This window comes from Pseudomonas sp. LBUM1658, from assembly GCF_059716055.1.
Genome location: NZ_CP166798.1, coordinates 583,757 through 594,830, shown reverse-complemented (window position 1 = coordinate 594,830; position 11,074 = coordinate 583,757). Strand labels below are relative to the sequence as shown.

Annotated in this window: 8 protein-coding genes; 2 read left to right on the top strand and 6 right to left on the bottom strand. The window is 59.7% G+C overall.

The annotated features are described in order from the left end of the window. Positions 1–40: 40 nt before the first annotated feature. Both ACA064_RS02660 and gbcB read right to left on the bottom strand, forming a co-directional pair. The gene (locus tag ACA064_RS02660) at positions 41–2,158 is read right to left on the bottom strand and encodes a mechanosensitive ion channel family protein (RefSeq protein WP_497672006.1); all 2,118 of its coding nucleotides are present in this window, start codon (positions 2,156–2,158) and stop codon (positions 41–43) included. A gap of 141 nt (positions 2,159–2,299) precedes the next feature. Then, positions 2,300–3,400, bottom strand: a complete 1,101-nt coding sequence (gene gbcB / locus ACA064_RS02655; RefSeq protein WP_497672005.1) for a glycine betaine monooxygenase reductase subunit — start codon at positions 3,398–3,400, stop codon at positions 2,300–2,302. Positions 3,401–3,684: 284 nt separating this feature from the next. Between gbcB and gbca the strand changes: the two genes are divergently transcribed. Further along, positions 3,685–4,977 (top strand): glycine betaine monooxygenase oxygenase subunit, encoded by a 1,293-nt coding sequence (gbca, locus tag ACA064_RS02650; RefSeq protein ID WP_497672004.1) that lies wholly within the window; start codon positions 3,685–3,687, stop codon positions 4,975–4,977. A 916-nt stretch (positions 4,978–5,893) separates the two neighbouring features. On the opposite strand, the gene ACA064_RS02645 is transcribed toward gbca, so the two are convergent. Further along, the gene (locus tag ACA064_RS02645; protein ID WP_497674160.1) at positions 5,894–6,619 is read right to left on the bottom strand and encodes an RHS repeat-associated core domain-containing protein; all 726 of its coding nucleotides are present in this window, start codon (positions 6,617–6,619) and stop codon (positions 5,894–5,896) included. On the opposite strand from ACA064_RS02645, the gene ACA064_RS02640 reads away from it, so the two are divergent. After that, entirely contained in the window at positions 6,557–6,868 is a 312-nt protein-coding gene (locus tag ACA064_RS02640) for a hypothetical protein (RefSeq protein WP_497674366.1), read from the top strand. The genes ACA064_RS02645 and ACA064_RS02640 overlap by 63 nt on opposite strands. Before the next feature lie 154 nt (positions 6,869–7,022). Here ACA064_RS02640 and etfB read toward each other — a convergent pair whose 3' ends face one another. Genes etfB through dgcB form a run of 3 tightly spaced genes read right to left on the bottom strand, consistent with a single transcriptional unit; the run spans position 7,023 to position 10,979 of the window. Continuing rightward, entirely contained in the window at positions 7,023–7,793 is a 771-nt protein-coding gene (gene etfB / locus ACA064_RS02635; protein WP_497672003.1) for an electron transfer flavoprotein subunit beta, read from the bottom strand. A 16-nt stretch (positions 7,794–7,809) separates the two neighbouring features. Then, positions 7,810–9,030, bottom strand: coding sequence for an electron transfer flavoprotein subunit alpha (etfA, locus tag ACA064_RS02630; RefSeq protein ID WP_497672002.1), 1,221 nt, complete (start codon positions 9,028–9,030; stop codon positions 7,810–7,812). Further along, positions 9,030–10,979, bottom strand: coding sequence for a dimethylglycine demethylation protein DgcB (gene dgcB, locus ACA064_RS02625; protein ID WP_497672001.1), 1,950 nt, complete (start codon positions 10,977–10,979; stop codon positions 9,030–9,032). Before dgcB ends, etfA begins: the two co-directional genes overlap by 1 nt. Positions 10,980–11,074: the final 95 nt, after the last annotated feature.

The following is an 11,074-nucleotide window of genomic DNA, read 5'->3' as shown; positions in this document are numbered from 1 at the left end:
ATTGGGCAAGCCCGCTCCCACAGGTGTTGCGCAGTCCTGATTATTGCGTGCTTGGCCGATCCGGCAGCAACAGCGTATGACTGTCCGCCGGCGGCCCCTCAACCTCAGGCTCATCCACTTGCCCGCCTCGGACCGGCAGCAAAACCTGCTGTGGATAAGTTTGCGCGAAATGCACCCAAGGGCTGTTATCCACAAGCTTTTTCAGGCGCTGGTTGAATGCCCGGTTCACCACGTATTGTCCACCCGACACCGTGCGGAACTGCGCGGTCAGCACCACGCCGTTGAGGTCCATCTTGTCCACGCCGAATACCTCCAGCGGCCCTTGCAGATTGTATTTGAGGAATGGATCTTCACTGATGGAACGCCCTGCCTCATGGATCAGTTCAATAGCTTTGTCGACATCGGTATCGTAGTTGAACTGCACCGAGAAGAACGCATAGGCGAACTGCCGCGACTGGTTGGTGACCGCCTTGATCTGACCGAACGGCACCGAATGCACGAAACCCTTGCCATCACGCAGACGCAGGGTGCGAATGGTCAGGCCCTCGACCGTGCCGGCGTGGCCGGAATCGAGCACCACCCAATCGCCAATCGACAGCGTGTCTTCGATGATGATGAACAGCCCGGTGATCACGTCCTGCACCAATTGCTGCGAACCGAACCCGATCGCCAGCCCGACCACCCCGGCACCGGCCAGCAGTGGCGCGACGTTAATCCCCAGGTTGGCCATGGTGGTGATCGCACAGATCACCACCAGAATGATTTTGATCGCGTTGCGCAGCAGCGGCAGGATGGTTTTCACCCGTGTGCTCGGCTGACGCGCCGAGCGCTTGCTGACCGGTGGTTTCAAAGCCTCCTGAATCGCCGTATCGAGTACCACCCACAACAGCCAGGTCACCAGCAGGATCAACCCGATGCTGCTCAACGAGTCACTGATGGCGCGGCCCATCGAATTGCGCTCAGCGAACTCGAACAATGACACGCCCCAGATCCGCCCCAGCGCTTCGATGAACGCGATGGCCAGGACAATCCTCAGCAACGCATGCAACAGGCTGAGGAATCGCTCCCTGTAAGCGCTGATTCGCTGAACAGTCGAGGCACTGCGAGGTTTGAACAAATGCTGGAGCAAGGTGCTCAAGAACACCATGGCGATCAGCAGTACGGTGGTCATCAACGCACAGCGCAGCGCCTTCTGGCTGTCTTCACCGGCGCCGATCACGTTGATTGCCGAGACCAGCACCATCAGCAGGATCGGCCAGTACCAGAGCCCGGAAAAAATCCGTAACGACTCCTGTAACGCCGGCTGCTTCATACGCTGGGACAGCGATCGATTGCGAATCAGATGGGCGACCGGGCGACGCAGACGGATCACCAGCACACCGAAGATTATCGAAGCGAAAAACCCGGTGAACACCGCGACGCTGCTGGTGATATTGCCGCCTACCTGACGGGCGATCTGCGGGCTGGTCAGGGCATCGCTCAGCGCGGCGAAAAAGCCGATCAGGAACAACGGCAGCGCCGAATAGCCACGGATGATACGCACGGCCGGGCGCTTGTGTCCGACGTTGAACATCACGATCAGACACAGCAATGCCGAGGTCGAGAAAATACCGCTGCTGGTGGCGTAGGCAAAACACAATGCCAGCGCCTTGCCGATCGAGGCTTGCAGAAAGTGGCTGACGAACAGCATCAATGGCAGGCAGATAACGGCCGGCAAGGTGTACGGCAGCAGGTAGCGGAGCAGCGCCCGGCTGCGCGCACGGGTACTCAGCCATCGATGCTGGTTGAGGCGCTTGACGAACATGCCGCCGAGCAGGCTGAGAAGCGCAAAAGCGCCGGCCCACACACCGGACAACAACAGGAAATCACCGACCAGACTCCAGGTCGAACGCGACGAGGGCTGGTTGACCAGCCGGTCCACCTCACTCACGGCCCGATCGGCCCGCAGGCGCCAAGCGTCCACCAAGTCCTCATTGAGGTCGAGTTGGTCCTGGACTTCATCGATGCTTGAACTGATTGCCCCGAGCAACCCGCCCTCGACCAACAGTTCCGGTTTTTCCGGTGGTGGGGCAACGGTCGGGGTCGTTGCCGCCTCCATTTCGCCGCTGCCGAAGATCAGCAGCGTTCCAAGCAGTAACGCGGTCCTGAACTTGGACAAAATGCAGGGCTCCTTCAGCTGAGTGGGTAAAGAACTGATCGGGAAAAGCCAGACAAGTTCGCCTTAGCGACGCCATTGCCTGAAAAACCCGACCATCTTCACCCTTTAAGCACCTGTCAGCCCAGTCTTTATGCCCTCACATCAGAATTCGATCCGTACATCACCCTTCGGCACGCTGCAGCACGAGAGAATAAAACCTTCGGCCTCGTCCTCTTCGGTAATCCCGCCGTTGTGCTCCATTTCGACTTCTCCGCCGAGTTTCATCACCTTGCAGGTGCCGCAGATGCCCATACCGCAGGCTTTGGGAATCAACAGGCCAAGCTTGGCGGCGGCGGCATGGACGGTTTCGCCCGGTGCGACGCGAATGCTTTTGCCGGAGGCAGTGAATTCCACCTGATGCAGGTCGGCCACGTCGATTTCCGGGGCGTCGGCTGCCTGTTCGGCTTGTTCCACCGCATCGGCCCGCGCTTCCGGCGGAGTCGCGCCGAAGGATTCTTCGTGATAACGCGACATGTCGAAGCCGTTGGCTTCGAGCATGCGTTTGACCGCGTTCATGTACGGCGTCGGGCCGCAGCAGAACACTTCGCGCTCAAGGAAGTCCGGCGCCATCAACTCGAGCATCTTCTGGTTCAGGTAACCGCGATAACCGGCCCAGGGCTCGCCCAGACCATGTTTCTCGCAGATCAGGTGCAGGCTGAAGTTGTCGATTCGCGATGCCATATGTTCCAGCTCGCGGTGATAAATGATGTCTTTGGGCGAGCGGGCGCTGTGGATAAACACCATGTCGACATTGCCGTTGGTGTCGTAGAACCAGCGGGCCATGGACATCACCGGGGTGATACCGACGCCGCCACTGAGGTAGAGCACTTTCGGCGCGGTGAAGTCCATGGCGTTGAACAGCCCGACCGGGCCGTGCACCGCCAGCTCCTGGCCTTCATGCAAGGTGTCGTGCAACCAGTTCGAAACCTTGCCGCCGGGCACACGCTTGATGGTCACGGAAAAACTGTAAGGTACCGAAGGCGAGCTGGAAATGGTATAGGAGCGCATGGTCGGCACACCGTCGATTTCCAGCTCCAGGGTGACGAACTGCCCGGGCTTGAAGAAGAACAGGATGGGCTGATCGGCCATGAAACAAAAGGTGCGCACGTCCCAGGTTTCCTGGATGACTTTGACGCAACGGACGATGTGCCGACCATTGGCCCAGGTCTGGGTTGTTACCGGGTTCAGGAAGCTGTTGGACATGCGGGTCTCCACGGCCGACTGTCGGCCTCATGTTGTCAATTCTGCGTAAGGCGCAGTGCGACCACTTACCTATCTACGACATTCACATACTTATCGCGACCAGCCCCCAACCACCGGGGCTTGCGCGTCGGGAACAGATTGGGCCATGTCGCCCATGGATAAGGTTCCGGACGCGCGCGACCGCACACTCGATGCCACATAAAGACACTTTATTTACGCCTTGCGTCGCAACCCTGATTAGCCACTTTCGCCGGCCACACAGAATGGCCATGAGGACTTAAACGATGGACGTCACCGCAACCCTGAGCTTGGGCGATCCGCTGGAACCCGCACGCAAGGCCACCGCAGAGATGCTGCAAAGCCGCGAGCGGACTTTCTCTCTGCCGCAGCCGTTTTACTCTGATGAGCGGTTGTTCGATATCGATATGCAGGAAATCTTCCAGAAAGAGTGGTTGATCGCCGGCATGACCTGCGAGATCCCGACCAAGGGCAACTTCCTTACCCTGCAGATCGGCAAGAACCCGATCATCGTCATTCGTGGCGCCGAAGGTCAGGTGCATGCGTTCCACAACGTCTGCCGCCACCGCGGTTCACGGCTGTGCACCAGCGAAAAAGGCAAGGTCGCCAAGCTGGTTTGCCACTACCACCAGTGGACCTACGAGCTGGACGGGCGCCTGCTGTTCGCCGGCACCGAGATGGGCGCCGACTTCGACATGAAGCAGTACGGCCTCAAGCCGGTGAACGTGAAGACGGCCGGCGGTTACATCTTTATCAGCCTGGCGCAGAACCCACCGGCCATTGATGACTTCCTGTCGACGCTGAACCATTACATGGAACCGTACGACATGGAGAACACCAAGGTGGCGATTCAGACCACCTTGTTCGAAAAAGCCAACTGGAAGCTGGTGCTGGAAAACAACCGCGAGTGCTACCACTGCAACGCCGCGCACCCGGAACTGCTGAAAACCCTGCTGGAATGGGACGACGTCACCGACCCACGCGCCGACCAGGCGTTCAAGGACCACGTGGCCGCCTCCGCTGCCTCCTGGGAAGCCGAGAAGATTCCTTACGCTCATGCCAGTTTTGGCCTGCGTAACCGCATCGTGCGCATGCCGCTGCTCAAGGGCGCCGTATCGATGACCATCGATGGCAAGCAAGGCTGCAAAAAACTCATGGGCCGTATTCAGAACCCGGACCTGGGATCGATGCGCATCCTGCACCTGCCGCACTCCTGGAACCACTGCATGGGCGATCACATCATCGTCTTTACTGTGTGGCCGATCAGCGCCCAGGAAACCATGGTCACCACCAAGTGGGTCGTGCACAAGGACGCGGTCGAGGGTGTGGATTACGACGTCGAGCGCATGCGTCAGGTCTGGGATGCGACCAACGATCAGGACCGTCGTCTGGCCGAAGAAAACCAGCGAGGTATCAACTCCACCGCCTATCAGCCAGGTCCGTACTCCAAGACCTATGAGTTCGGTGTGGTGAACTTCGTGGACTGGTACAGCGAGCGTCTGCTGAACAACCTGGGCGCCGAGGCTCCGGCCTACCTCAAGGGCGTCGCGGCGCAGTAAAAGCTTCGCGGGCGAGCCCGCTCTCACAGGGATATCGAACGGTCACAATATTGCGGCCGGACATTGACCTTGTGGTAGCGAGCTTGCCCGGTACAAACCAGGGGTTTGCGGCGCGTGCCAAATCGCCAAGATCGCAGCCTGCGGCAGCTCCTACGCCAAGCCAGTTCACCTTTGAGATAACAGGTGATATGCAAAACCTGTAGGAGCTGCCGCAGGCTGCGATCTTTTTGGAACACCCCGGGCCTTAGAACTGTACGAAATATGATCTATCGCTGCCGAGCCTATACGCAGCACAGCTCCTGACGCTTCGCCAACAAGTTATCCACAGAGCCACCCACAGTTAATGTGGGCAAGTCGAGATTCACCCTCTATTTTATTCACACAAACCGAAGAAAATCCGTGACTTATCCAAAAGCAGGGTTTTTACCAGGAACTGGCTGTTTTTTGATCATATCGCGCAAAGCCACGCAGAACGTGGCCTGTAGAGGAAGGCAAACACCTTATCCACAGAAGCGCCAACAGACTTTGGGGGCAACTTTGGATAAATCGCTTTTGCTTGTGGAAAAACGCTGCGAGCCGCGAAAAATCTAGGTTTCAATGGTGTTCTGGAGGTAAAAAGGCCTGATTGGTCGTTTTTTAATCAAATCTCTGAAAGCGACGTTTTACTTGGGCTACAGGTGATAGCGAACATCTTATCCACAGAACCGCCAACAGACTTTGGGGGCAAGTATTCACCGGAAGAAAGCCTGTGGATTTCCTTATCCACAGGAAAAAGCTCGGAAAAACGGGAAGTTAAGCTGGTCGATTTTCGTACAGAGGGCTGAGAGGGTTGATTGCCGTGGTGTGCAGAGAAGCGCGAACATCTTATCCACAGAAGTGCTAACAGAGATTGTAGATAACTAGTCCCGAGCACATGCTAAATATGGATCGAATAGGGATCCCTGCGGTTTAGCTCTGGAGCTCTTATGTCGTTGCGAGATACCACTGCGATGCTTTCCAAAGGCACGTCTGGAGTAGGGATCCTATGCGGAACCTGACCTATAAGCTGCCCTCGGACCAAGTTGTAGCCAGTGACCTCCTTGACTGTTTCAAAAGCCACCCGCCCTAAGGATTGACCCGTTTCGCGAGCTTTTGTCAGCGTTGTCCGAGCCAAATTGAAGTTCGAGATGGACCCACCTGCGAAGGTTAAACCCTGGCTGACAGCATTGCCCCCGACGGAGGTAGTCTGCATTAGATTGGGTATTGCTGCGGATAGAGCAGCAGGAATTCCTAGTGGACGAGCGCCGACGGCCGAAACGCCGCCATAAAAACTCAATACGTTGGACAACCGTGTACTGAAAGCCGGTGCTAGGCGGTGTACAACTGCATTTGCCGTTCTGGTCATCGCTGCGAATGTAAAAAGCCCACCCACAGCAGTGCCTATAGCCTGCCCTACGACCGAAACCCACCACGCTCCGGAGGGATCAACCCGATTCATGGGAGAGCCACCACAGTATGCGTAGGCATTGACGCCCCCCTTACCAAACGGACTCAACCGATCCGGGCTGTGAAACCGCATCAGCACCGGGTTATACACACGATGACCATTCCCGAGGTGATACCAACCAGTATGACGCTCTCTAAGCTGTCCATTGAATCCCAGGTGGCTACCCGCTGTACGCTGGCCGCTTTGCGACCCATAGGCGGTATAAGCAAGACGGTTCGGCCCGCTACGGTCCAGTTCGGCGAGGATGCTTTGCTGCAGATCGGGAGCCAGCAACAAGGTTCGCGAGAGCGCGATATCCGCAACTGGAGGGTGGGCAGGATCTTGAGTTTTACGGGATGCGGGCATCAACAACGTCCTTATACAGACCTGATTGACCCGCAGCGTTATGCGTTTTTCGCGGGCTGAACCTGTGGTCAACCCCGCTCACGACAAGCGGGCATCACCTGTTCAATACCCTAACAAACAGCCGATGAAACCAACACTAGCAGTTCTGCTAGGGTCTCCTCAGGCCTGGCACACCGGGTCTCCGTCAATCAACAATCGGGAAACAATCCCGGAACTAGCGAACCACCCCCTCTTCGATCAGCAGCTTCAAGATCGCCTCGGCGCCCTCTTGGGCACTTACGCCTTTGAGCACCTGCCCACCGCCGCCACTGGCCTTGGCCGTCGCGGCTTTCATGCGATCAGCACCGCTCTTGGACTTGATCACTTTCAAGCGTTTTGGCCGTGGCTTGGCCGGTTGCAGCGTTGCGACTGCGAGCAGCTCATCGTCGACGACTTCAACTTCATCGGCCTGCAATACCCCGCGTCGCGCCGGGCCATAGGCGCTCTGCCGAGGCTTGGGCGCAGCGTTATCCACAGTCGCGAGGAACGGCAGACGGACTTTCAGGCGTCGACGCTGGCCCCGCGGCAAGGCTTGCAGTACCAGCGCCACGCCACCGTTGATGGACTCGACCTGGGCCAGGCCTACCACCAGCGGCCAACCCAGATTCTCGGCCAAGAGGAACGGCAGCATGCCCGAACCTTCACCGGTTTCTGCCTGGCTGCCGGTGAGCACCACTTGAACTCCGGCACCGCGCAAATACTCGGTCAATGCCGGCAGCGCATCGGCGCCCTGTGGTTGTTCCAGCACGTGCAGCTGCTCCAGGCCCATGCCCAGATAGGCCCGCAGCGCCGGTTCGGCGATATCGCCGGCGTGCAGCACTTGCAGCTTGTCTCCCGCCAGTTGCAGACCCAGCTCAACCGCCCGGGCATCCTGTTCGGCACGCCGAGGGCGGCCGGAGGCCGGGTGGGCGCCGATGGACACCAGACTGATCACATTGGTACTCATTAGCTAAGTCCTTTCCTTAAGCCGCATCGCGCTTGGCTTCGTTGCGGTAAGCCTCTACCGCCGCGATCAAGGCTTGAAGAATCTCTGCACTCTCGCCGATCACCGACAGGTCGGCGCGTTTGATCATGTCGCAACCCGGGTCAAGGTTGATCGCCACCACCTTGTCGCAGGCACCGATGCCTTGCAGGTGCTGGATCGCCCCGGAGATACCCACGGCGACATAGACCCGCGCCGTGACCCAGGTGCCGCTGGCCCCGACCTGACGGTCGCGAGCCATGAAGCCATCATCCACCGCCACCCGCGAAGCACCTTCGGTCGCGCCGAGGGCCGCTGCGGTCTTGTGGAACAGCGGCCAGTCCTTGACCCCGTTGCCACCGGAGAAAATGAATTCGGCTTCGGCCATCGGAATCGCCGCCGGATCGACCGCCACCGCTCCGAGGTCTTCGATACGCGACAAACTGCGCGCAGCCGCTGTGGATAACTCCACCGGCAAGGCTTCGTGACGGGTTTCGCTGACCGGTTCGGCGCACTCGGCAGCCGCCAGAATCAAGCGTGCCACCGGCCGTGCCAGGTCCTGCAGGCCGGCACCGGCGCGGCCGATACATTCCTCGCCCTTGACCTGCCAGACCCGAGTCGCCGGGCGTTCGCCCAGGGCAGCAGCAAAGCGCCGGCCCAATTCGCCACCACCGCTGCGACTGTCCGGCAACAACCAGTGCCGCGGATTGAACTGGTTATCCACAGACCGCAGTCCCTGGACCCGCTGTTCCGGTGCATAACCGCTGAATTCATCGCCTTCGAGCACCAGCAAGCGGTCGACGCCAGCCGTGGCGAAAGCGTTTTCTTTGTGCTCGCCAAAGACCACAGCCAGCACCGCGCCCTCCTTGCCCGCCAATTGATGGGCCAGCCCCAGCAAGTCGCGGTCGTGGCTGCTCAAGCGGCCGCCGACCATATCCGGAACGACGCTGATGTAGAACGCCGGTTGCACCACTTGATGCAGCGGCAATTGCACTTCGACCGTGGCCGAACGCTTGGCCGCACCGCCCTGCTGGGCGCCGCTGCGGTCGATGCGCTTGATGCCGTTGGGGCCGATGAAGCCAATGCCGTGGGGATTCTTGCGAATGATGCCGTTAGGTCCCATCCAGCTGTGTTGCACCGGCTGCATGGCCGCATGCAGCGGGTGCAGGCGGTTGCGGGCGATCCATTCAGCGCGAGGGTCGCGGCGGATAATATCGCTCATCAATGCACCTCCGCAGGTTCACGTTTGGCCGGTGCCGATGGCTTTCCCGGCGTTGCGTCTTCGAGCAACGCATCGGCTACCAGTTCGGCGATGTCCTTGATCAGCGGCCGTGGCTCGACCACGCCTTCCAGCATCGCGGTGCACTGTGGGCAACCCACTGCCACCAGCTCGGCGCCGGTTTCGCGGATGTCTTCCATGCGCATGTCGGGGATCCGCTGCTTGCCGGGAATATCGGTGATCGGCGCACCGCCACCGCCGCCGCAGCAGCGCGAGCGGAAACCGGAGCGTTGCATTTCCTTGATCTCGATCCCCAGTGCCCGCAGCACTTCACGGGGCGCCTCGTATTCGCCGTTGTAGCGGCCGAGGTAGCAAGGATCGTGATAGGTCACGCTGCTGCCTTTGTGCTGGCCGAGGTTGAGCGCCCCTGCACCGATGATTTCCGCCATGTAGGTGCTGTGGTGCTGCACCACATAGTTACCGTCGAAGGCGCCGTATTCGTTTTTCAACACATGGAAACTGTGGGGGTCGCAGGTGACGATGCGCTTGAAGCTGTACTTGGCCAGGGTCTGGATATTGCGTTTGGCCAAGGTCTGGAAGGTCGCTTCATCACCCAGGCGTCGCGCCACGTCGCCGCTGTCGCGCTCTTCGAGACCCAGCACCGCGAAGTCGACCTTGGCCGCTTTCAGTACTTTGACGAAGGCGCGCAGGGTGCGCTGGTTGCGCATATCGAACGCACCGTCGCCGACCCAGAACAGCACGTCGGTGGTTTTCTTCTCGCTGAGCAGGCTCAGGTTCAAGTCCGCCGCCCAGTTCATCCGCCCGCCCGGAGCGAAACCGCCAGGGTTGTCGGTGGCAATCAGGTTTTCCAGGACTTCGGCGCCCTTGTTCGGTGTGGCGCCTTTTTCCAGGGTCAGGTGACGACGCATGTCGACGATCGCATCGACGTGCTCGATCATCATCGGGCACTCCTCGACGCAAGCGCGACAAGTGGTGCAGGACCACAGGGTTTCAGCGTCCACCAGACCATTGACGATCGGTTGATGCGGATTGCCCGCGTGTTCGCCAATGGCCTTGCCCGGATACGGGCTGCCAGCGAATTTGGCGTCGGTGCCGCCGGCGAGGCCGACGACCATGTCCTGTATCAGCTTTTTCGGGTTCAGCGGCTGGCCTGCGGCGAACGCCGGGCACGCGGCCTCGCACTTACCGCACTGCACGCAGGCGTCGAAGCCGAGCAGCTGATTCCAGGTGAAATCCTTGGGTTTCTCTACGCCCAGCGGTGCGTTTGGATCGTTCAGGTCCAGCGGTTTCAAACCGGTGGAACGACCACCGCCGAAGCGTTCGGCGCGGCGGTGCCAGGCCAGGTGCAAAGCACCGGCGAAGGCGTGCTTCATCGGCCCGCCCCAGGTCATGCCAAAGAACATTTCCGACACGCCCCACAGCACACCCAGACCCAACACGGCGGCCAGCAGCCAGCCGCCGAAGTCGGCAGGGAGAATCCCGGCCACCGGCAAGGTCACCAGGAAGAAGCTGACGGAAAACGCCATCAGGCTTTTCGGCAGACGCATCCACGGGCCTTTTGACAGCCGTGCCGGCGGGTTGCGCCGACGCAGGGCAACGAAGACCGCGCCGACAAACATCAGCACCGAGGCGAACAGCAAGGCGTAACCGAGGATGCGATTATGCAGGCCGAAACCGTGGACCAGAATCGCCAGCACAGCCGCCAGCACAAAACCGCCAGCAGTGGCGACGTGGGTGTTGGCGATGTATTTGTCCCGCGCGACGACATGGTGCAAGTCGACCATGTAACGCTTGGGCATGGCGAACAGGCCGCCGAGCAGGTCGACTTTCGAAGCCCGGCCCCGGCGCCACATAGCCACCCGCCGCAACGCGCCGAGGACAGCCAGGCCCAGGGCAGCGAACAACAGGATTGGAAGAAGGGTGTTTAACATGGTGAAGCTCCCACCAGTACATCTCGGAAAAACACGGTCGGCGTAGGAGCTGCCGAAGGCTGCGATCTTTTGAACTTCATGACGCACGAAACATC